The sequence below is a fragment of the Pseudoalteromonas nanhaiensis genome, assembly GCF_051235485.1.
Classification (GTDB): Bacteria; Pseudomonadota; Gammaproteobacteria; order Enterobacterales; family Alteromonadaceae; genus Pseudoalteromonas; species Pseudoalteromonas lipolytica_C.
The window spans coordinates 38,875-61,506 of the sequence record NZ_JBPNYQ010000011.1; the positions used below are offsets into that span (position 1 = coordinate 38,875).

The 22,632-nt window shown below is 42.1% G+C and carries 21 protein-coding genes; 10 read left to right on the plus strand and 11 right to left on the minus strand.

What is annotated here, in order from left to right; translation table 11 throughout:
• Positions 1-79: 79 nt before the first annotated feature.
• Both ACSFVZ_RS11225 and ACSFVZ_RS11230 read right to left on the minus strand, forming a co-directional pair.
• Complete coding sequence (locus ACSFVZ_RS11225) at positions 80-3,193, minus strand: efflux RND transporter permease subunit (RefSeq protein WP_435558870.1); 3,114 nt, start codon at positions 3,191-3,193, stop codon at positions 80-82.
• 9 nt (positions 3,194-3,202) lie between these two features.
• Positions 3,203-4,402 (minus strand): efflux RND transporter periplasmic adaptor subunit, encoded by a 1,200-nt coding sequence (locus tag ACSFVZ_RS11230; RefSeq protein WP_435558871.1) that lies wholly within the window; start codon positions 4,400-4,402, stop codon positions 3,203-3,205.
• Between the two features lie 258 nt (positions 4,403-4,660).
• Here ACSFVZ_RS11230 and ACSFVZ_RS11235 point away from each other — a divergent pair, with 258 nt between their 5' ends.
• The 7 genes from ACSFVZ_RS11235 to ACSFVZ_RS11265 all read left to right on the plus strand — a co-directional run bounded on the left by ACSFVZ_RS11235 (position 4,661) and on the right by ACSFVZ_RS11265 (position 10,838).
• A complete protein-coding gene (locus tag ACSFVZ_RS11235) occupies positions 4,661-5,452 on the plus strand; it encodes a crotonase/enoyl-CoA hydratase family protein (RefSeq protein WP_435558872.1) in 792 nt (263 codons plus the stop codon).
• Between the two features lie 69 nt (positions 5,453-5,521).
• Positions 5,522-5,875, plus strand: coding sequence for a CidA/LrgA family protein (locus ACSFVZ_RS11240; RefSeq protein ID WP_135923776.1), 354 nt, complete (start codon positions 5,522-5,524; stop codon positions 5,873-5,875).
• Positions 5,865-6,575 carry an LrgB family protein gene (locus ACSFVZ_RS11245; RefSeq protein WP_435558873.1) on the plus strand — a complete coding sequence of 237 codons (711 nt, stop codon included), beginning with the start codon at positions 5,865-5,867 and terminating at the stop codon, positions 6,573-6,575. The genes ACSFVZ_RS11240 and ACSFVZ_RS11245 overlap by 11 nt, the downstream gene beginning before the upstream one ends.
• 33 nt (positions 6,576-6,608) lie before the next feature.
• Positions 6,609-7,448 carry a mechanosensitive ion channel family protein gene (locus ACSFVZ_RS11250; protein ID WP_135923774.1) on the plus strand — a complete coding sequence of 280 codons (840 nt, stop codon included), beginning with the start codon at positions 6,609-6,611 and terminating at the stop codon, positions 7,446-7,448.
• Between the two features lie 101 nt (positions 7,449-7,549).
• Positions 7,550-8,701 carry a PepSY-associated TM helix domain-containing protein gene (locus tag ACSFVZ_RS11255; protein ID WP_435558908.1) on the plus strand — a complete coding sequence of 384 codons (1,152 nt, stop codon included), beginning with the start codon at positions 7,550-7,552 and terminating at the stop codon, positions 8,699-8,701.
• Positions 8,701-9,171 carry a PA2404 family protein gene (locus tag ACSFVZ_RS11260; RefSeq protein WP_435558874.1) on the plus strand — a complete coding sequence of 157 codons (471 nt, stop codon included), beginning with the start codon at positions 8,701-8,703 and terminating at the stop codon, positions 9,169-9,171. Before ACSFVZ_RS11255 ends, ACSFVZ_RS11260 begins: the two co-directional genes overlap by 1 nt.
• A 254-nt stretch (positions 9,172-9,425) precedes the next feature.
• The gene (locus tag ACSFVZ_RS11265) at positions 9,426-10,838 is read left to right on the plus strand and encodes a family 43 glycosylhydrolase (protein ID WP_435558875.1); all 1,413 of its coding nucleotides are present in this window, start codon (positions 9,426-9,428) and stop codon (positions 10,836-10,838) included.
• Between the two features lie 32 nt (positions 10,839-10,870).
• Here ACSFVZ_RS11265 and ACSFVZ_RS11270 read toward each other — a convergent pair whose 3' ends face one another.
• The gene (locus tag ACSFVZ_RS11270; protein ID WP_435558876.1) at positions 10,871-11,620 is read right to left on the minus strand and encodes an RIO1 family regulatory kinase/ATPase domain-containing protein; all 750 of its coding nucleotides are present in this window, start codon (positions 11,618-11,620) and stop codon (positions 10,871-10,873) included.
• An 86-nt stretch (positions 11,621-11,706) separates the two neighbouring features.
• Positions 11,707-12,171: a MarR family winged helix-turn-helix transcriptional regulator gene (locus ACSFVZ_RS11275; protein WP_281546627.1), complete on the minus strand. Its 465-nt coding sequence runs from the start codon at positions 12,169-12,171 to the stop codon at positions 11,707-11,709.
• Positions 12,172-12,298: 127 nt separating this feature from the next.
• Here ACSFVZ_RS11275 and ACSFVZ_RS11280 point away from each other — a divergent pair, with 127 nt between their 5' ends.
• The 3 genes from ACSFVZ_RS11280 to ACSFVZ_RS11290 are packed head-to-tail and all read left to right on the plus strand — an operon-like array spanning position 12,299 to position 14,653.
• Complete coding sequence (locus ACSFVZ_RS11280) at positions 12,299-13,450, plus strand: hypothetical protein (protein ID WP_435558878.1); 1,152 nt, start codon at positions 12,299-12,301, stop codon at positions 13,448-13,450.
• 48 nt (positions 13,451-13,498) lie between these two features.
• Positions 13,499-14,389, plus strand: coding sequence for a dienelactone hydrolase family protein (locus tag ACSFVZ_RS11285; RefSeq protein ID WP_435558879.1), 891 nt, complete (start codon positions 13,499-13,501; stop codon positions 14,387-14,389).
• A 48-nt stretch (positions 14,390-14,437) separates the two neighbouring features.
• Positions 14,438-14,653 (plus strand): hypothetical protein, encoded by a 216-nt coding sequence (locus ACSFVZ_RS11290; RefSeq protein ID WP_054562273.1) that lies wholly within the window; start codon positions 14,438-14,440, stop codon positions 14,651-14,653.
• Positions 14,654-14,718: 65 nt separating this feature from the next.
• On the opposite strand, the gene ACSFVZ_RS11295 is transcribed toward ACSFVZ_RS11290, so the two are convergent.
• The 7 genes from ACSFVZ_RS11295 to ACSFVZ_RS11325 form a co-directional block, all read right to left on the minus strand.
• Positions 14,719-15,426: a TorF family putative porin gene (locus tag ACSFVZ_RS11295; protein WP_435558880.1), complete on the minus strand. Its 708-nt coding sequence runs from the start codon at positions 15,424-15,426 to the stop codon at positions 14,719-14,721.
• 11 nt (positions 15,427-15,437) lie between these two features.
• Positions 15,438-16,655: a BCCT family transporter gene (locus ACSFVZ_RS11300; protein WP_421966125.1), complete on the minus strand. Its 1,218-nt coding sequence runs from the start codon at positions 16,653-16,655 to the stop codon at positions 15,438-15,440.
• A gap of 129 nt (positions 16,656-16,784) precedes the next feature.
• Positions 16,785-18,455, minus strand: a complete 1,671-nt coding sequence (gene betA, locus ACSFVZ_RS11305) for a choline dehydrogenase (protein WP_295512388.1) — start codon at positions 18,453-18,455, stop codon at positions 16,785-16,787.
• Positions 18,455-19,918 (minus strand): betaine-aldehyde dehydrogenase, encoded by a 1,464-nt coding sequence (betB, locus tag ACSFVZ_RS11310; protein ID WP_435558881.1) that lies wholly within the window; start codon positions 19,916-19,918, stop codon positions 18,455-18,457. Before betB ends, betA begins: the two co-directional genes overlap by 1 nt.
• Position 19,919: 1 nt before the next feature.
• Positions 19,920-20,510 (minus strand): transcriptional regulator BetI, encoded by a 591-nt coding sequence (gene betI / locus ACSFVZ_RS11315; protein WP_435558882.1) that lies wholly within the window; start codon positions 20,508-20,510, stop codon positions 19,920-19,922.
• Between the two features lie 281 nt (positions 20,511-20,791).
• Positions 20,792-21,259 (minus strand): nuclear transport factor 2 family protein, encoded by a 468-nt coding sequence (locus ACSFVZ_RS11320; RefSeq protein WP_105181405.1) that lies wholly within the window; start codon positions 21,257-21,259, stop codon positions 20,792-20,794.
• A gap of 89 nt (positions 21,260-21,348) precedes the next feature.
• Positions 21,349-22,530, minus strand: coding sequence for an MFS transporter (locus tag ACSFVZ_RS11325; RefSeq protein ID WP_435558883.1), 1,182 nt, complete (start codon positions 22,528-22,530; stop codon positions 21,349-21,351).
• Positions 22,531-22,632 lie beyond the last annotated feature (102 nt).

Consider the following 22,632-nt stretch of genomic DNA (forward strand, 5'->3'; position numbering starts at 1 on the left):
TATGATAACAAACCTATTTTCTTTTTTGCCAAAAAAAAAGCCAGGTTACCCTGACTTTTTTGTTATTTTTTATCAATTATTAATCGTGAGCTGACTCACCCTTGATTTTTTCGCGCATAGATTGCACTAAAGTATAAAATAGCGGCACTAATAAAGTACCAAAAATTGTGGCGGCTAGCATACCAAACAACACTGTGATACCAAGTGAAATTCGGCTTCCTGCCCCTGCCCCACTGGCAAATACCAGCGGTAGTACACCAAGCACAAACGATAATGCCGTCATCAGTACAGCTCTAAAACGTAACTTGGCTGCATTTAATGCCGCTTCAAATATAGTTTTTCCTGCAGCCCGCTCTTCCATAGCAAATTCAACAATCAAGATGGCAGTTTTGGTTGAAAGACCAATTAGCAGCACTAACCCCACCTGTGCATAAATGTTGTTTTCCATACCAATTACGTACAGCGCAAGCATGGCACCAAATAGCGCCAGCGGTACCGCAGCAATAACCGAGAAAGGAATTGTCCAACTTTCGTATTGCGCTACTAAGAATAAGTAAACAAATACCACTGCTAAGCCGAACAAAATCGGAGCCATGTTACCGGCTTCAATTTCTTGCTTCGATTGGCCTGCCCATTCGTATACATAGCCCGTTGGCAATTGTTCAGCCAACTCTTGCATTACTTTAATAGCATCACCACTTGCATAACCCGCCGCTGGTTGTCCGCTAATGCTTGCACTACGATATAAGTTAAAGTGCGTTAAACTTGTAGGGCCAAGAATTGGCTCAAGTTTAGCGAGTGTTGTGAGCGGCACCATGGCACCTTCATCATTTCGTACATAGTAATACTGCAAGTCTGTTGGGTTCTGTCTAAATTGGCTTTCTGCCTGCATGATCACTCGGTAAGTACGGCTAAATTGATTAAAGTCATTAATATATAATGAGCCTAATTGCGCTTGTAGCGTCAAGAAAATATCACTCAATGCGACCCCTTGTGCTTTCGCCTTATTACGGTCTACCTCTAATAAGTACTGTGGCACATTAGCCCTAAAGGTACTGTATACATTAGAAAGTTCTGGTCGCTGGTTTGCTTCATAAACAAGGCCATTTAACACTTGAGCAAGCTCTGCTGGCTCACGCCCTTCACTGTCTTGTAATCTAAACTCAAAGCCTGCACTAGTGCCAAGCCCGGGTATTGAAGGGGGGTTAAATGCCATGATTTGCGCATCTGGCATTGCCCAGAACTGCCCCATCAAGCGGGTTAAAACCGAACGTAAGCCAAGCTCAGGACTCGTTCTCTCTTCCCAATCTTTGAGTACCACGATACCCAAAGCGTTGTTTGAACCTGCACCACCAAGTAATGAAAAACCAGAAACCGCAATAAAATCGGTTGCAGCTGGTTCATTTTTCACAATATCGCCCAACTTGTGCATCACATCTTGGGTACGGCCACTTGCTGCAGCATCTGGAAGTTGCACATCTACAAACAAGAAGCCTTGATCTTCTGCTGGTACAAAGCCCGTAGGAACGGTTTTCACCAACCACCCAGCAGCTGCAAAAATAACCACGGCAAACAGTGCCATTCTTGCTGTACGTTTTAGGATAAAGTTAATAACTTTTCTGTAACCATTGGTTGAGCGCGTAATGATGTTTTCAAATGGTGCTAACCATTTAATAGGCTTCATGGCTTTTTCATTAAGCAGTAATGCACATAATGCAGGACTCAAGGTTAATGCATTAACGGAGGAAATAAGCACTGCAAACGAAATCGTGACCGAAAATTGCTTATAAAGCTCACCCGTTATCCCTGGCATAAAACCAACAGGCACAAACACCGCAAGCAGCACTAAGGTCGTTGCCACTATCGGCCCTGATACTTGCTCCATCGCCTTTGTGACCGCTTCTTTTATTGGTAGCTTTTCTTCTTTTAGTATCCGTTCAACGTTTTCTATAACAATGATGGCATCATCAACAACAATACCTATTGCGAGTACCAAGCCAAATAAAGTGATCAGGTTAATGGAATAACCCATCATCATCATAAAAGCAAAAGTACCCACTAAAGATACTGGAATAGCGACAGTTGGAATAAGCGTTGCGCGCCAGTTTTGTAAGAATAAAAAAACCACTAAAATAACCAAGCCAACGGCTTGAACCAGAGTAACCACCACTTCTTCGATTGAACGGTTAATAAATTCTGTGGTGTCATAAGGAATCGAATACTTCACACCATCGGGCAATTGTTTTGCAAGCTCTTCCATTCGTGCTTTAACATCGTTAGCTACTTGCGTCGCATTCGCTTCAGTCAATTGGTAAATTACAATAAACGCGGTGTCTTGCTGGTTTAACTTTGCGGTGGTGCTATAACTTGCCGCCCCCAGTTCAATGCGCGCAATATCGTTCAAGCGCACAAAGTTACCGTCTTTATTTGAGCGAATTATAGTTTGACCAAACTCTTCTGGGGTTTTCAAGCGCCCTCTTGCTTGAATCGAGTATTCAAATTGCTGACTAGGAGCCGATGGCGCAGCACCTAATTTACCTGCGGCTACAATAGTATTTTGTTCTTGCAATGCAGCCCGCACTTCAGCCACAGTTAAACCAAGCGAAGCCATACGATCTGGGCGTAACCACAAGCGCATTGAATAGGTTTGCTCCCCCATAACTTCAGCAGAAGCAACCCCGTTAATACGCCCTAACGGTTCAGTTAAGTAGTTAGTTGCGTAATTGCTCAAGAAGATTGCGTCAATATTTTCCTTATCAGAGTAAAGGTTAATACCGAGCAACATTGAACTAGACTTTTTCTTAACCGATACACCTTGGCGCTTCACTTCCTCAGGTAAACCTGACTCCGCCAGTGCAACTCGGTTTTGAACATTAACTTGAGCAATATCAGTATCTGTACCGACCTTAAAGTACACCGTAATATTCGCGGTGCCATTGTTCGATGAAGTGGATTCTATGTACATCATATCTTCAACCCCATTGACTTGCTCTTCAATGGGTCGCACAACAGACTCTTCAACGATCTGCGCACTTGCACCTGGGTAGCTGGCAGATATCTGCACTTGTGGTGGTGTTATTTGCGGGTACATATTCACTGGCAATAATGACATTGAAATCAACCCCGCGATGGTAATAACAATCGATATTACCAAGGCAAACTTAGGACGAGATATAAATGTTTTACTGATCATATCTCACTCCTAAGAGTTAGCTTTGCTAGTGATGGTGCCCGTTGTCGGATCGACTTGCTTTTCTACCGGTTTAACCTCAGCGCCTTGACGCACTTTTTGTAAACCTTCAATAATGACTTTTTCACCAGCCTCTAAGCCTGACTCAACAACCCACATAGCATTAATGCGTCGACCTAATTGAACAATGCGCATAGCAACTTTGTTTTGATCATCAACAACAAGTACAAATTTCCCTTGTTGATTTTCCTGCACAGCGACTTGTGGGATCAGCGCTAATTCTTTTTTATTTGTGCTTTCAACAATTAAGGTTACAAATAAGCCTGGCATCACGATCCCCTCAGGATTATCGAACGCAGCTCTTAGCTCTACAGTGCCAGTGTTTTGATTAATTTTTGTATCTGCAAAATCAAGCACACCTTTATTTGGGAATGTTGAATTGTTAGGAAGTTTAAGAGTTAAATCGATAGGTACATCTTGCGGGTTGCTCTCACTAGTTTGATGCTCTTGACGATAACTAATGTAGTCTCCCTCTTCCACCTGAAAACTAACATAGATAGGGTCAACATCTGTCAATTCAGCAAGCTCATTTGATGATGGGCCAACAATATTCCCTACATCGTAATTTACTTTACCAATGCGCCCTGTAAATGGAGCATGTATTTCGGTGTAGCTTAAATTTAATTCTGCTTTTTCAAGTTCAGCTTCAGTTGCCTTAACTGCTGCTGTAGCTTGTTCGAAATTAGTGGTTAATTTATCTAGATCAGACTGAGAGATAAACCCTTCAGAAGCGACTTCTCGGCCGCGTTTTAAATCGCGTTCAGCTGAACTTGCTGCTGCAATTTTACTTTTTAGATCGGCTTTTACTTTAGCCACTGTCGAGCGATATTCAGACGGGTCAATACGCAGCAGCAACTGGTCTTTCTCAACAGTAGAGCCTTCATCGAAGTGACGTTCTATTAACTCACCTTCTACACGAGCTCTAATTTTTACTTCTTGAAACGCTTCGGTTCGTGCTACAAATTCACGATAGTTGCCGATTTCTTTTGTAGAGACATTAAACACAGAAACAGCCGGTGGCGGCGTAGCTTGTTGTTGTGCTTTATCATCTGAACAGCCAACCAATGTGGTTGTTAATGCGACAGAAATTGCAGCAAAAGCCAAAGAACGAGATGATTGTTTAGTTATGCGAGCTGTTTTGCGCATCAGCATATATATACTCCTTGTAGCGCGACTTAAAGCTAAGTCTAGTCGTGTCATGGGATTTTGCGAAAGTATCTAACTAATCACAAAATCAAACTAGCTATGAACTAGCATCTTTGTTTTAAAAATATACACCAATTTGTAACTAAATATATGACAAGGTTACCCATTTTTGGAAAATATAATGATTCCTTGCGACACATCAGCAATTCTTTACTTAGTTGTAATTAGCTCGTAAGCTCTAACAAACAGGTCAGAGGAGTTACCATGATAAAACTAGAAATAAAACAACAGGTCGCATGGGTAAGCCTTGCTCGTCCCGAGAAACAAAATGCACTCAGTTTTGCCATGTTTGTCGAACTTGCAAACGTAATCAAAAAAATTAAACGCGATCGCAGTTTACGTGCGGTGGTTATCTCTGGCGAAGGCGAACACTTTTGCTCTGGACTGGATGTTGCTGCGGTGATGAAAAAGCCGAGTAATATCATCAAGCTGTTATTCAAGTGGTTACCAGGAAACCAAAACTTAGCGCAAAAAGTGGTGTTAGGGTGGCAAGACTTAAGTATTCCGGTGATTGCAAAAGTAACCGGACACTGCTTTGGTGGCGGTATGCAAATCGCACTCGGTGCTGATTATCGCATCGTCGATAAAAACGCTAAATTAGCGATTATGGAAGCGCGTTGGGGCCTGTGTCCTGATATGGGGGCAAACGTAGTACTTGCAGGCTTAATGAAGCGCGACCAAGCACTTTGGTTAGCAAGTCATGCAGAGCCTATATCAGCTGAAGACGCTAAAGAATATGGCTTGGTTACGCAACTGACTGATGATGTCGATAAACAAACCGATGCTGTCCTTGAAACCATAATTGCCCGCTCGCCAGATACGCTTGCTGCAATTAAGCGAATTACTCAGCAAAGCTACCGCTCACAGCAGCGTAAAATCCTCGCTAAAGAAACCTGGAGTCAAATTCGCTTACTGATGAATCCTAATACCAAAAAGGCGATTGCGAAGGCAAAAGGTGCAGAGGATATCCAGTATAATAATGCCAAATCATGGTAAGCTAAAGTCGCATAGTACAACTGACAAGGGTATGATGTAGTTGTACTTTATTCGCAATTATTCACAATCATGAAATACCTTATCAGTAGTGCCATCATTCTTGCTTGTTTAGCCATTGCTAAATATTTAACGGCTTTGTTTGCAAGCACATTCCCTGCACCATTACTTGGCATGGTTTTATTACTCATTCTTCTTTTAACAGGCTTAGTTAAAGAGCAAGATTTAAAACCCTCAGCGACCCCATTACTGAACTTTATGCCGCTGTTTTTTATTCCTGCAGGCGTCGGTATTATTGAGCATTTAGGAGTTATTAACGAACACTGGTTACTCCTTCTTACCGTGTTTATTATTGTTCCCCTGACGAGCATTATTCTCATAGGCTCACTATTCGCCTACTTTAAGGGGCGCGAAAATGACAGTTAGTTTATGGTGGTTGAGCATTCCTTTAACTGTTTGCCTTTTCTTGGTTTTACGTTTTTTAAACGCTAAAACGCAACATGCAATCAGCAAAGCTTTAACTAACCCAGTGTGCTGGGCAATCGTGTTAGTTTCTGCGCTGTTAGTGGCACTAAAACTCCCATATGAGCCTTTTGCCAAGCACAGTAAAGTTTTAAGTTGGTTTTTAGAGCCTGCTATCGTAGCTTTAGCATTACCGCTTTATCAGCAATTTATACATGTCAAAAAAAACCTGTTATTGATTCTTATTAGTTGTAGCTTAGGTGTGATCAATGCAACAGTGGTTGCTTCATTTATTTGTTATTTATTCGATGCGCCTGCACAGCTAAGCGCCTCACTCGCTAGTCTATCGGTCACTACGCCAATAACGTTACTTGTTACAGATGCTCTTGGTGGTATTCCCTCTTTGGCAGCAGCTATGGTGATATTCATTGGTGTGCTGGGAGCCATATTTGGTAATTTGATTTTCTCGCTGATAAATATCCGCAATGCGCAAGCAAAAGGTGTCGCAATCGGCACGGCTTGTCATGCAATAGGCACTGCATCATTAATTGTAGAGCAATCTAAAGCGGGGGCATTTGCCTCAGTGGCAATGGCATTAAGTGCATTACTGAGCGCTATAATAGTGCCGCTACTCTATCCTGTTATGCAATATGTTCTGGTATAGTCAGCATTAGCAGTAACCTTGTTAGGAAAACATATGATTGAGTCTGAAATACAACAAGTCGAGAAATACTACAATCTGATCATGGAATATTTGGTCACCTACAGCATGCAAATTTTAGGTGCCATCTTAATTCTATTTATTGGCTTATGGATAGCGCAAAAAGTGTCGAATATGGTTGCAGGTCTAATGCAACGTCACAATATCGATATTACCCTCACCAACTTTGTCAGTAATGTCATCAAAGTATTACTGATCATCATGTTCTTGGTTATTGCCCTTGGCAAAATTGGCATTAGCGTGACCCCTTTTGTCGCAGCGATTGGTGCCGCATCACTAGGTGCTGGTTTGGCGTTACAAGGCATGCTGTCAAACTATGGTGCAGGCCTTGCGATTATTGCAACAAGGCCTTTTGTTGTGGGTGATACTATCGAAGTAAAAGGTGTCAGTGGGCAAGTTAAAACCATTGAGCTTGGTCACACAATTCTAATAAACGAAGAAAAAGTCGAAATCACCATTCCTAACAAACATATTGTTGGTGAGATTTTACATAACTCGTTTAGCTATTCATTAGTTAAAGGTGAAATAGACATCGCTTATGATGCCAATGCTGATCTCGCTATTGAGCTTATCGAAAAAGTGTTAGACGAGCATGAGCTAGTTAGTGACGCTCCTCATGCACAAGTTGGTATTGAGCGCTTTGCCGACAGCGGTGTTACCTTGAGTTATCGTTATTGGGTGCCAACCACCAAAATTATTGAGACCAAATTAGCGGTCAACCGCAATGTATTTAAAGCAATTCAAGGGGCGGATATCGAAATACCATTCCCGCAACGGATTGTTACCCTCAATCAAAATAATGAAGAAGGCGCTTAATAGCGCCTTTTTTGCAGCTCGTCGACAGAGATTGTGTTTGTTCAAAAGATTGTAGTACAATTTGAATGATAACAATTACTATCATCAATTAACGTCGGGCTATTTTTACCATGAGTAAACGTCTTTGGTTCCAACTGCATGGTTGGTTTTCGCTTCCTGTATGGGTGCTATTTTGCTTTATTTGTGTCACAGGCACTGTGTCTGTGATAAGCCATGAGCTCACTTGGCTCACCAATAGTGAGGCACGTGCAAACAATCCTAACGACTTACCAGCATTGGGGGTTGATGAAGTTATTAATAGCGTTGAAAAAGCCTACCCAACCGCCGATGTGATGAGTGTGCTCACTTACGAGCCTTACCTGGTTAATGCGGTTATTTTCACTGATACCGATAAGCCATACGCGGTAGCCTACGTCAATCAATACACAGGTGAAGTACAAGCAGTTAATACAACAATATCGTTTATCGAGTTTATGCGTACCCTGCACGGCTGGCTGTTCTTCCCTTGGCAAGAAGGTTACAGCGTTGGGTACTACCTCGTCAGCGCCATGGCTTTTGTCATTTTAGGTGCTCTAGTAACAGGCTTGGTGATTTATAAAAACTTTTGGCGTGCCTTTAGCCAGCCAAAACTGCGTTTTAACCAAGGCAAAAAAACCTTTCTAAAAGATTTACATACCCTAAGTGGCGTTTGGTCAATTTGGTTTATGGCAGTAATGGCACTCACAGGCCTGTGGTATTTGGTGCAAGCCATCTTGTGGCATAACGAAATAGACATAGAAGAGCACGCGCCGCTGGTGGCTGTGTCAACTTTACCTGCGGATAAACAAACACCGCCTACCGATTTAACAGCGGCATTGGCACTTACCAAAGAAAAATACCCAGATTTCAAACCTAGCTATGTGATGCTACCAGAGCATAACCGTGGCATGTTTAATATCATGGGCAGTGGCGATACTATTTTCTACGATAACTACGCCTACTCAACGTCAATCAATCCTTGGACTGGCGAAATCGCAGCAAGTAAAAGCCCAGAAACCATGTCGGGAATTCTTACCCTCTCGCATATCGCTGATCCACTGCATTATGGTAATATTGGCGGTCTGTGGACAAAAGTTATTTGGTTTATCTTTGGTTTGATTTTAACTGGTATGTCAATCACGGGCTTTATGATGTATGCCGCAAAATTAGTAAATAACAAACCTGTAAAAGCGCGCCAAGCTGCGCCAGTAAATAACGTTCAGGAGGCAAATTAATGGCTCGTTTACAAGCAACTTGGTGGCAACGTAAAAAGTATATTTTGCATGCTGTAGTACTGGCTTTACCTGTTTGGTTTATTTATCAATCATTGAACCCTCAGTTTCCTGCACTTTGGCAAAAGCAACAAGCAGGCGAATTTAAAATCGCTCCAATGCCGCTAAATGAAGATGCTCCTTACTCACACCACAACGAATACGTTAAAGACTTCTTTATTGCTTTTAATCAAGGTGACATAAGCAATATTCGTCAGGCGTATTTAAATATTGGTCAGTCACCTTTGCCACTGGCAGAGTTTGCAAAAGATGAAGAAGGCATAATGCATGGCACCAATCACGGTCAGCATGCCCACGCGATAGCCCCTAAAACTATCTCAGCAGATGATAAACTGTGGATCACCATACAAACTTGGCAAGGCCAACTGCATACCCTTAAATGGGATATTCCCAGTCAGTTTATTACTCAATAACATCCGAAAAGCCACTGACTAAGTGGCTTTTTTGTATCTCAGCTAAACACTCAAGTCCCTTCCTAAATAGTTAAAGGTAAAATTTTTGTTAATTTTATTACCGAAAAACTTTACAAAGATAATAATATAATAAAGTATTATAAATGGTTTGCATTTACACCAATGCTCTTAATTGGGTTACTCGCTGTAGATCAAACCTAATCCAAGGAACAGAACACACAAGGAAAGCTCAATAACAATGATTTGGAGACACTATGATACTTTCAAAAAAAGCGCTCGCTGCGCTTAGCTTGGCAACAACCCTCATACTGCCCAGTGCTTATGCGCTTGATAATGGCGTATATACAATTAAATCAAAGTACAGTGCTAAGTTTGTTGAAGTAGAAAGCGCGCAAACCAATGATGGTGCAAATGTTAGTCAGTGGGCTGACACTAATCACGACACCCAGCGCTGGTTAATTACCAATGTTGGTGGTAATAATTATTCAGTTATTAACCTGAACAGCGGTAAGGCCCTAGAAGTATATGAGTGGTCAACAGCCAATGGTGGCAATATTGTACAGTACGAATATGCAAATCTCGCCAACCAACACTGGCAAATAAATGATGAAGGAAGCGGCTATTACAGCTTTATTAATGATCACAGTGGTAAAGCGCTCGACTTATATGAATTTAATGGCAACGATGGCGCAAATATTAGTCAGTGGAGCTACAACGGCAGCGATGCACAGCAGTGGCAGCTAACCAAGCTTGCTAATGTTGAATCAACCCCTTGGGATCCATCCACAACCAATGGCGCTGCAGATCACTGGCCACTGACTGGTAATTTAGTCACTCATGATCCAACCCTTGGCTATGAAAATGGCACTTGGTGGGTTTTTCAAACAGGTCCTGGTATTTACGGTAAATATTCAAGCAACGGTGTAGATTGGAATGATGCGCAACCAATTTTCTCAAATGGTTTAAGCTGGTGGAGTAACTATGTGCCAGATCATGATGGAATTGATGTCTGGGCGCCTGAATTAAAAAGCTACAATGGTCGTAGCTGGCTTTATTATTCGATTTCGACCTTTGGTTCACGTGTTAGCGCTATTGGCCTTACCTCAGCAAGTAGTGTGGCAGCCGGTGATTGGCGTGATGATGGTTTAGTCATTAACACGACCAATAGCAATAATTATAACGCCATTGACCCTGATCTGGTGGTAGCAAAAGATGGTGCACCTTGGCTTGCCTTTGGTTCATGGAATTCGGGTATTAAACTAACGCGTATTAACCCAATGACCATGAAACCATTTGGTCAAATCTACTCTTTAGCAAGTCGCTCTGGTGGCATCGAAGCACCTACCATAGTGTATCGCCAAGGCTATTACTATTTGTTTGTTTCAGTTGGCAAATGCTGTGATGGCACGAATAGTACTTACCGTATTGCGTATGGTCGCTCTAGTGACATCCGCGGCCCATACCTAGATAAAAATGGCACCGACATGTTAGCCAGCGGCGGGAGCATTCTTGATGCGGGTAATAGCCAATGGGTAGGTCCAGGTGGACAAGACATTTTAAATACCGATGTGATTGTTCGTCATGCCTATGATGCAGGTGATAATGGTACCCCTAAATTGCTCATCAGCACCCTGAATTGGGATGCGAATGGTTGGCCTAAATACTAGTTCTCCCCACTAAGCGCGTGCAAGCGCGCTTTTTACAATCTATCTAATATACTGCGAATAAAGTCAGAATTAAGAATCTGAGTTACTGCCCCGCTACACCACAAATAGGCACGTTGAACCGGGTAACCTTTAAAAATCCAACGCTTACGCACATGATTAAAGTCGTGCAAATAATCAGCCTTTGCTTGCGGTAACGAGTCTTTGGCTAACTTATGCCATGCTTTATAAACCCCACTCATATCGGCACCACGCATAAAACGCTGCAACCAGCGCGGAAAGCGTGCAAAGCGAATCGCTGACTGAAAATCAATAATGTAAGGCTTGCCGTCTTTTGAACAAATAACATTACCTAAATTACGTAAGTCGAGGTGCACCACGCCGCGGCGATGCATTTTTGCTACCAAACGCTCAAATTCTTTAAAGAACTCACTCGGTAAATGCTGCTGTTGCAAGGCAAGCTGGCGAAGTGGCGTGCCTTCAATAAAATCATAAGCAATGGCAATCGATGACAAGCGGCAAAAGTTATCAACCACTCCGTCTACGTCTTGCAGGCGTGCCAGCCCCTTGTACTCTTGATTGATAAAAAGCGGCGCGATGGTTTTTCTTACCCACCATGGGCTGTGCTGAAAGTCTTTAATAATTAAGTCAAATTGCGCGTCTTTATAACGATAAACAATGGCATTGGCAAAACGGCCTGTGTGAACAACCGACAAACCTTCTGGGTTAAATTGATGAGCTGGAAATTGAGCGTGAAGCTGTGCAAGCAAAGATGATTCGAACATAACAACCCGGACTTGTTAAAATTAAATGCCTAGGCAACTATATTATCAAAATGCGCTAACAGCGACAACGTACCGCTTATAGAAATTTATGCTTTTAAATTATGAATTGCTCTAAACAACAAGCTAGCAAGTTGCTTTTGCTCGTCATCAGAGAAGCCTGTGAGTGCTTTGCGATAGATATCATTCACGGTTGGTAAAATCTCCGGATAGAGCTGTTGGCCTTTTTCAGTCAGGTATAAAAGAGTTGAACGGCGATCTTCAACTGACTGCTTTTTAGCAACTAAGCCCTTATCTTCTAAACGAGAAAGTAATCTACTCATGGCACCACGGTCATACACCATGTGCTCACACAGCTCAGCCAAGGTATTTACTTTGCCACGCGCAAGTAGCACAACCACTATGTATTGAGCCGACGTTAGCTCTTTATCCTCTAAAGCATCATCAAGATGAGTCACCAGGTTTGAACGCAAATAAGAGACTAAACGACCTAAGTCTTGCACTGGGTCTAAATCTTCAATACAGCACTGGCCAATTGATGCAGGTTCTTTCATATTTCCTCTAAAGCGATTAATAGCAATTCATAGACAGTTAATCGGCAAAATAATTCAATCCTATTAGATTGCTTCAATGGCTATGAATAGTGTAGCGTGAAGAAGCGTACTAACTGTCGGGGGCGTTATGCTAACTAAACAACATATTATCAAGTATTTATCTCTTACAATACTGCTACTTCTTTGTTGGCTAGAGCATTATAACCATTTCATCATGCGCTTTATCGACAGCGCCCTTGTGCAATCAACCCTAGTGTACGCATCATCTCGTACAGTTAACGCTGCTATATCGCTGTTGCAATCAGCCGAAGTGGGCATTGGTATTGCGAGTATTCAACCTGCACAATTACTCGACCCGGTGAATGACTTAGCAGAATACATGTCAGATGCCATGCGCCTCGCTATCGGCTCATTATTTTTACAACGCATTTTATACACTATTTCTTCTGGGGTTATTTTTAGCAGTGTATTTACTGTTTCGGTCGTCGCTTACTTTATTTGTGAATGGCGTAACTATTTACCTAACTTGCGCCATAAAATTATGGCGAGCCTTATTTTAATTCGTTTTTTAGTGCCGGCAGTGGTGCTGACAACAGGCCTTGTTAGCCAGATATTCTTAGATGAGCAAATAAACCAGCAAAGTGAGCAGGTGAGCGAAAAAGTCGAGACGGTGAATAGCAGTGCAAATAATACCTCTGCCCTATCTGCCAAGCTAAAGGCCGAGGTCGATAGTAAAAAGCAAACCATCTTCGACAAGCTCTCGCTATTAAATGAGCAGCAGATTAAGAACCACCAGCAAGCGACAGAACTCAAAGTTAAGCTGGCAGAGGTAGATACCCAAATAGCAGCAATTCAAGCTACCCGCAGCTTGTCTGAACGACTGACTTTTACTGAACTTGAACAAGCAAAACCGCTACTCGATAAAAAACAGCAATTAACAGCGCAGTTTAATGCGGTGCTAAACCAGCAAAAACAGCTAAACCAAAACAAAGACGCCTTAAACGAACAACTAGAAAACCTAAATGCTTCATTCAACCAAGACCAATCGTCGCAGGTGAGTAAAATTATAGACACCGTCACCTCTGGCATAGGCAACATGGTAGCTGCCGTCGAAGACTTATTTATCGACTTTTTGAATATCTTGTCTCTGCTGATTTTAAAGCTGCTAATAATGCCGTTAATATTTTTATACTTATTCAACAAAGCCTTTAAGGCCATTTGGCAGCGCCGCTTTATGGACGTAGTAATGCAAACAAAACAACTGGCTGTTAATCGCTGATATTTCAGCTAAAGTTATAAACCTAACTCGTTTTTAAAGGATATAAGTATGACTGAGCAACGCCATAACCACATTCCCCAAGAAGCTTTCGATTGGTACGATGAATACGCCCATGGCTTAATGGACCGTCGCACCTTTATGAAAAAACTAGGGGGTTTAGCTGCCCTTGGCTACTCAATGGCAATGCTAAGTAGCGCTTTATTGCCAAACTATGCATTAGCTGAGCAAGTGTCCTTTAATGACCCTGATATCAAAGCCAGCTATAAAACCTTTGACTCGTTTAAAGGTCACGGCGAAGGTAAAGGTTATTTAGTCGAACCCGCTAATTTAACGGGCAAGTTCCCAATAGTTTTAGTGATCCACGAAAACAGAGGCTTAAACCCTTACATTAAAGATGTTGCTCGCCGCCTTGCCAAAGCCGGTTTTATTGCCTTTGCGCCAGATGCATTACACCCTCTTGGTGGCTACCCTGGCAATGACGATGAAGGCCGCGCCATGCAGCGCTCTATGGATAAACAAAAAATCCAACAAGACTTTATAGCCGCAGCAGAATACATAAAAAGACACCCAAATAGTAACGGCAAACTTGGTGCGGTAGGCTTTTGCTTTGGTGGTTATATGGTTAACTACTTAGCAGCTGTTGATAGCAAATTAATTGATGCGGGCGTGCCTTATTACGGCACTCCGGCTGTTAAAGAACTCAGACAAAACATCAAAGCTCCACTACTTGTACACTTAGCCGAGCTTGATAACCGCGTTAATGCAACTTGGCCTGAATACGAGAGCGATTTAAAAGCGCATCAAGTGCCTTACACTATGCACATGTATGAAAAAGCAAACCATGGCTTTCATAACGACTCTACCTCTCGTTATGATGAAAAACAGGCAGAGCTTTCATGGCAGCGCACATTGGCGTTTTTCAATGAGCAATTGATTTAAACAGAGCAATTTCATACACTCTCGAAAAAATTTTAGGCTAGAAAAAAGATGGAATCGCAAGTCAGTTATCGCTTTGACTCACAGCAAACCGCCAATCGGTTTTTAAACAAGCTTAAGCACTGGTCAGTGGCTAAAGTTACTGCGAGTCTTTGCCAAGGGGGTTATGGCGTAAAAATACGCTACGAAGTCGATACCAGTGGCTTTGATTACACTCTTGCAGAGCTTGATGATTTAGCGATGCAACACGAAGGCGAAGAGATTTAACTTTCAGATTCTAGGCATAAAAAAACGGCTAACCAAGGTTAGCCGTTTTTTTATTAAAGCAGTGCTTACAAATCAAAGCTACGCGAAATAGACGCGACAATTCGCTCGTCTGCGTACTCAGAATCAATACTGGTATTCTCACCTGCAATTTCAATATCAAACCCTGCATAGCTCGTTTGATACGCTAAACGATAATGCTTATATGACTTATCGCTGCCATCCCAACTAAACTTATCGCCATCTAATGAATTAGATACATCAAAGCTGGCACGAATTGCATGATTTGGCGCTACTTCAAATGTGTGCGCTACCATGTAAATTAAATGGCCTGCGCCAGTACCAAAATAGTCCCAAGTATACCAAAAATTAAGCTCTACTTGCCCAATGCTGCTGGCATAACCAAATTTCGAATACACCTCTGGGTAGTTGCCATCGCTTGAGTAATCTTCACCATGGTATGAGTAGTAAGCAATACCATAATCAACACTAAGGGCATCCGTTAACTCAGCATAGTTACCAAAATACGCATCCCATTCAATGTCAGTGCCATCGCCAAAATCTACATTTGAAGCCCAAGTACCTACATACATACCTGAATCTGCAAAGGCATAATCTAAGCTGCCTTGAATCGCTGGGTCATTCATGGTTTGGCTGACACCATTGAAGGTGTAATCTGATGCCAATGTAAGCGTAGTAGATAAGTCAGCCATGGCTGATGTCGATAGTAATGCCAATGGCAACACTGCTGCTAATACTGTTTGTCTTGTTGTCATGTTGGTTTCCCTTAGCTAACTGTTTCTATTTTTGTGTAATCTAATTTATTGTCTTTTGGTGAACCTTCGATATTTTTCACTGTTTTTAACTTGCTGTAGCCAATAAAGGCAGCACAGCCGAAAAATAACGCAATAACTAGCGCGCCAACCCATTGGATCTGTAAAAAGTCGAACTTAAACAGCAGGGTTAATAACGAAAGCGCCACCACATTTAAGACAATATAATTAACCTTACCAAAACGTTTCACCGTTAAGTTTAGGTTATCTGTGTATAAACGGATCAAAGAATCAAGTGAGTTGATCACAAACACCACACCAACAAACACCATAGCGATGTTTTTCAAGCCTGCTGTTGCAATACCCGCTTCATGGTATTGATACAAAACACTAAACCAGATAGCGATTGGAATAGACGGGAAAATCAACATAGCCGCCAGCACTTGATAAGTTTTTAAGCCACCCACAAAGCGCGAGGTAAATTGACCAATCATAATACTCCAAGCAAACCACCAAAACAGGTAGAAGGCATGGTAATCATTTAGTGGTAATACAAACTCATTGATGTTGCCAAAGTAACCACCGATCAACGTAAGGTTATCAACAAATGCTGATGTTTGTGCATCAGACCCAACAAAGGCACCGAACCACATAAATGTGATTAAAGCGATAAACAACCAAGTAGTCGAAATACTTAAAAAGCGTACATACTTAATGTCTGTGCTTGAATACACAGCAAAACAAATCGCTGCAAACACCATTAAGTAGAATGTCGGAATAATTGACTCGCCATCACCGAGCGAAGGTAAATACCAAGGCAAATTCGACAGCAGTAAAAATGCAGTAAATGCGCATGTCCCAATAATAACAACGTTATTAATTAGTTTTACCAAAGCAATTTCAAAGAACTTTACTTTGGGTTCTATTACACAGAAATAAAAGCACGTAAGGAAATAAAATCCCCAGATCAAGAAGCCCCAAAAACCAAATTCAATGGCTAGTGGATTGGCAAACGCATACTCTGGGCTTGCTTTTATGTCTGCATAACCTGCAAACTCTGTCAGTGGAAACATAATCAAGCCAACATCTAGGCCTGATGTAAATAAAATTGCAATGAACGTAAACGTTCTAACCGGTGTGACGCCAACACACCTTACCGTACCCCATTTAAATAAAATAACTACAATTGCTAACAGGGTAAAAATGATGCCAGCACTAAGCCAAAAGGTCATAGTTACCCCCCCAAAATAAGTAATAATACTTCATTGTTTCTCCCATTTTATTCCTCGCATTAACGCACCACAAACAACTCGTGATGCGCGCCACTGCAAGCCCCACAGTCGAAACTGCGGGTGGCCTTATTAGATCTCCGAACTACGCTGCGTTGATTGCCATTGTTTTTCCATAGCAACATCTGCAGTTGATGCCGATAACAAAGGCTTACCTAAAATGTGGTCAGCCGCTTTTTCTGCCACCATAATGGTTGGCGCATTTAAATTACCGTTTGGAACGGTTGGGAAGATAGACGAATCCACCACCCGTAAACCTTCGATACCGTGTACTTGAGTTTGTGAGTTAACCACGGCCATCTCGTCTTCACCCATCTTGCACGAACATGACGGATGGTAAGCACTCTCAACCGCTTGACGAACAAAAGCATCGATTTCTTCATCGCTTTGAACATCTTTACCTGGTTGAATTTCATCATCGCGGTACTCATCAAACGCACGCTGTTCAATAATCTCACGAGTTAGACGTACGCAAGCTCTAAAGCCTTCAATGTCATCTTTGTGCTGTAAGTAGTTAAATTGGATCTTAGGCGCAACCTGTGGATCCGCCGATTTAATTGTCACCGCACCACGGCTTTTTGGTTTGTTATGCCCAACATGAACTTGGAAACCATGACCATCAAAGGCACTTTTACCGTCGTAACGAATTGCAGCTGGTAAAAAGTGATACTGAATATCTGGCCATTCAACACCCGGTTTTGAACGAATAAATGCACATGATTCAAAGTGATTCGTTGCCCCTAAACCTGAGCGGTTTAATAACCAACGAGCACCAATTAGTCCTTTTGAAACAAGACCTAACTTGCCGTTTAAAGTAATTGGTTGCTTACACTTATATTGGAAATAAAACTCCAAGTGATCTTGTAAGTTTTGGCCAACACCTGGTAAGTGATGTTTAACCTCAACACCCGCTTCGCTCAGGATGTCTTTATCACCAATACCTGATAATTGCAGAATATGCGGTGACCCAATTGGTCCCGCACTTAAAATAACGTCTTTAGCTGCAAATGCTTGTTGCTTAGAGCCAGATACTGAAAACTCAACACCAACGGCTTTTTTGCCTTCTAGCAATACTTTTTCAGCTAAGGCACCGGTGACTAGCGTTAGGTTTTTACGTGACTTAACTGGGTCTAAATACTCACGGCTGGCTGAGCTTCTTACACCGTCTTTAACTGTCATATGCATTGGCCCAAAACCTTCTTGCTGGGCTGCATTGTAGTCATCAGTGTGCGCATAACCTGCTTGTTGGCCCGCTTTGATAAAGGCTTTATAAAGCGGGTTAGCCATTTCATTACCGTTATTAACCCCTAATGGGCCGTTATCGCCACGGTAGTTGTTACCACCTAAATAGAATGATTCAGCACGTTTAAAATACGGTAAACAAGCTTGGTAATCCCAGCCATTAGCACCATGTTGCTGCCACTCATCAAAATCTTTGGCATGACCACGTACATACACCATGCCGTTAATAGATGATGAGCCACCTAACACTTTACCGCGTGGGCAGTGCATTTGACGGTTATCTAAATACGGCTCTGGCTCGGTATGAAATTGCCATGCATATTTGTCAGTATTCATCGGGATCGATAGTGCAGTAGGCATCTTTATAAAAATGCTTTTATCGCTACCACCCGTTTCAAGTAATAACACCTTATTAGAAGGGTCTGCTGATAGTCGGTTTGCCAACACGCAGCCTGCTGAGCCAGCACCGACTATGATGTAATCATAGTTCTGTGTACTCATTAAAATGGACTCTCTATATTGCTCATACCCACATAAATCGATTTAGTTTGGGTATAGTGATCTAAAGTTTCGATACCGTTTTCACGGCCGATACCTGATTGCTTGTAACCACCTACTGGCATTTCAGCAGGTGAATTACCATAGCTGTTTATCCAACAAATACCGGCTTGTAATTGATGGATTACGCGGTGTGCGCGCTGAATATCTTTAGTGAACACGCCTGCGGCTAAGCCTAGGTGCGTATCGTTTGCACGCTGAATAACGTCATCTTCATCATCAAACACCAACACACTCATTACTGGGCCAAAGATCTCTTCTTTAACTATGGTCATGTCGTCTTTACAGTCGACAAAAACGGTCGGCTCCACAAAGTAACCGTTTGGTGCAGATGCAGGTGACAGCGCCTTACCGCCGGTTAGCAAGGTTGCGCCTTCTTGAATACCTTTATCGATATAGCCAAGTACAAGCTCTTGATGCTTTTTAGAGATAAGCGCCCCTAAATTCACCTCAGGATCCATTGGATCGCCAGCAATAATATTTTGCTCAGTGCGTGTTTTCAGCTCATCAATAAACTGCTGATAAACATTTTTGTGCACATAAATGCGCGTACAGTTAGTGCAGATTTCGCCTTGCGTATAAAAATTACCTAGCATTGCCGCACTAACAGCTTGTGATACATCGGCATCATCAAATACTAATAACGGCGACTTACCGCCAAGCTCCATGGTCACATCTTTCAGTGAGCCGGCAGCGCTTGCCATCACTTTTTTGCCTGTGCCCACTTCACCAGTGAACGACACTTTTTCAATATTTGGGTTTGCTGTTAACCATTGCCCTACTTCAGCAGCGCCTTGCACAACGTTAAATACGCCAGCAGGTACACCCGCTTCGATGAAAATCTCTGCAAGTTTAATTGCGCCAAGTGGTGTTTCTTCTGAAGGTTTGAAAATAACCGCATTACCCGCAGCCAGTGCCGGGCCTGATTTCCAACAAGCAATTTGCAGAGGGTAGTTCCATGCACCAATACCGGCACAAATACCAAGAGGCTCTTTACGTGTGTAGTAAAAGTCATTACCAACCATTTGTTGCTGACCCACTTGTGCAGGCGCAAGACCAGCAAAATACTCAATTACATCGGCGCCAGTTTCAACATCAACACACTCAGCTTCTTGCCATGGCTTACCCGTATCAAGTACTTCAACTTTTGCCAGTTCATCATTACGTTCGCGTAAGATTGCAACGGCTTTTAATAAAATGCGGCTACGCTCAATTGGCGTCATTGCAGACCACGCTGCAAAGCCTTGTTTTACGCTTTCGATTGCCGCGTTTTGAATAAACTCATCGGCGATTTCAACGTGATAAATTACTTCATCCGTTGCAGGGTTCTTTACTGCAAAAGTATCGCCAGTTTGATTTTTCAAAAAGTGGCCATTTATAAAATTTTCGTAAACAGGTGTGGTCATTTTAGGCTCCATACTGTTTTATCAGTGAACGAATGTAGTCTTTTACTAATTGCTCACAATGTTCGAATTGATCATGGTCTGACTTACTTAATACGGCTCTTAGCCATAAACCATCGATCATGGCTGCACTTAACTCAGCAGCTAAGTTGGCATCGCTATCGCTCATTAACTGTTTGAATGAGCTTAATAAATTACTAAATAAACGTTTACTATTTACGTTTTGTAAGCGATGCAACTGGGCGTCGTGCATTGAATGCGCCCAAAAGCTCAACCAAGTTTTGGTGTTATTGCTTTGCTGCTGAATGCGCGAAAAGTTTGCTTCAACGATAAACATTAATCGTTGCTCTGGGCTAGTTTGCGGCGTTACTTGATTCATCAGAGCTTGCTTTAAGCTGGTCAATAAATAACGCACAGTGGCTTCAATTAAGCCCTGCTTGCCACCAAAATAATGACTGATAATGCCAGACGATAAGCCTGCCTTTTTACTAATGCTATTTATGGTGGTGCCTTGCAAACCAAGCTCTGCAACCGACTCTATTGTGGCGTCAATTAACTGCTGACGACGAACAGGTTCCATTCCAACTTTCGGCATAATTTTTTATTGATTGAGCGTTCAATTAAAATAAAGGTTAAGGTAATCAGCATGGCAATTCAAGGTTGACAAATTGTAAACAGCCGCAAAGCTACACTCGTAAATTAAGCTAACCCACTGTTCTTACGTTTATTATTCGATATATAAAAAAGTTTTAAATTTATTCAAAATAAAGCCTAAAAGTATTAATTTAGGCTGAAATGCGGAAACAATAGAAAATTTATTGCGGGGGTATTTTTAATAAAAAAGCGCTTATAAAAGCGCTCGTGTTAAAGCAAAGTTCATTCGTGGTATTTACGAATAACCGCTATTTTGCCATCTTCTATTTCGAGCACATCCATAATGGTTTGCGTGTATTCAATTTCTTGCTGGTTTTGTGGGTGTATGCCTTTAGCATGATGGGTATAACGTAAGGCAATGGCAGAATCATTAAAAATAAAGGTATCGAGTAAATTTGCTTGGTATTCAGTGTGCGCACCAAGGTAAAAAGTCATGCCTTTACGCATCATGGCTTTACCATCTGGTTCTCTTGAATCATCGGTTTGATAAGGTAAGTGTTGATTTGCTACATCGTCAGTTAATAAAGCTAAAAAAGCTTCTAACTCTTTTTTAGTCGCATTAGGTGCTTGTGTTGCAACCATGGTATTAAAGTACTGCTGTGCTAATGCTGTGAGCTCTGGGTTAGCTTGCTTTGCTTGGCTGCTAAATGTGCTTAGCAAGCAAATAGCTAGAAAATAAAGGGGCTTCATCGTTATTCCTTGTGGTTTTAGTTAATGACTAATAATCAAACTACAAACCTAAAATAACGACAAAGCACCGAACTATCAACAATTTAGTTTTAAGCTGTTTGTGGCTTTGGGGTCTCGCGTTTATCTAAATAACCGCTGTATCGTGTTGCAATTAGCGCCGCTAAACTGATGATAGCGCCAATCCAAGCAGTGTCTTGCAATGAGTAGTTTTCCACGACAATGCCACCTAACACTGAGCCCAGCGCAATACCGATATTAAACGCAGCAATGTTTAACCCAGAGGCCACATCGACGGCATTGGGTGTAAACTTTTCGGCAAGTTTAACCACATAAACTTGTAGCCCAGGCACATTACCAAACGCAAATGCCCCCCAAACGAGTATGGTCAGTACCGCAGCCACTTTAGATTGCATGGTAAAGGTCAGCACCAACAGCACAATACTCAAAGCACTAAAGATAATTGTCAGCGCACTAATGGGGCCTTTTTTATCGGCTAACTTACCGCCGTAGATGTTACCAACAGCAACCGATACCCCATATACCAGCATGATTAAGCTAATAGTGGCTGATGCAAATCCAGTTTGCTGCTCTAAAATGGGCGCTAAATAGGTAAAAGCAGTAAATGTGCCGCCATAACCAAGTATGGTCATCAAATACACCAGTAAAAGCCTAGGTTGCACCATTACTTTTAATTGCTCACTCAAAGTAGCCGGTTTACTTTGCTTTAAGTTGCTCGGAATTAAAAATGCGCTACCAATGAGTGCAATTAAGCCCAGTAAAGACACCACTAAAAAGGTCGCTCGCCAACCAAAGTGCTGACCAATCCAAGTCCCTAATGGCACACCGGTTACCAATGCAACCGTTAAACCTGTAAACATAATCGCAATAGCACTGGCTTCTTTATCTTTACTGACAAGCCCTGTTGCGATGGTTGAACCAATTGAGAAAAATACCCCATGGGCAAGGCCAGTTAGAATCCTTGCTGTGATCAAACTGCCATAACTAGGTGCTTGCCAAGCCAGTAAATTACCGATTACAAATAGGCTCATTAAGCTAAGTAGTACATGTTTTCGATTCCAGCGTCCGGTAAGCGCAGTTAATACTGGCGCCCCCACCGCAACACCTAATGCGTACAAGCTTACAAGTAGCCCGGCACTCGGTAACGAAACCGCTAAATCATCAGCGATAGTTGGCACTAAGCCGACAATCACAAACTCAGTGGTGCCTATGGCAAACGCACTGAGAGTTAACGCAAGTAATGCTATTGGCATCACATATCCTCTGTTTAATTTTGAAAGTGCGGCTATTGTGGCTAAAATTAAATTTGCAAAAAATAGCAGTAGTTACAAAATACTTTTGTCAAAAATGAAAAG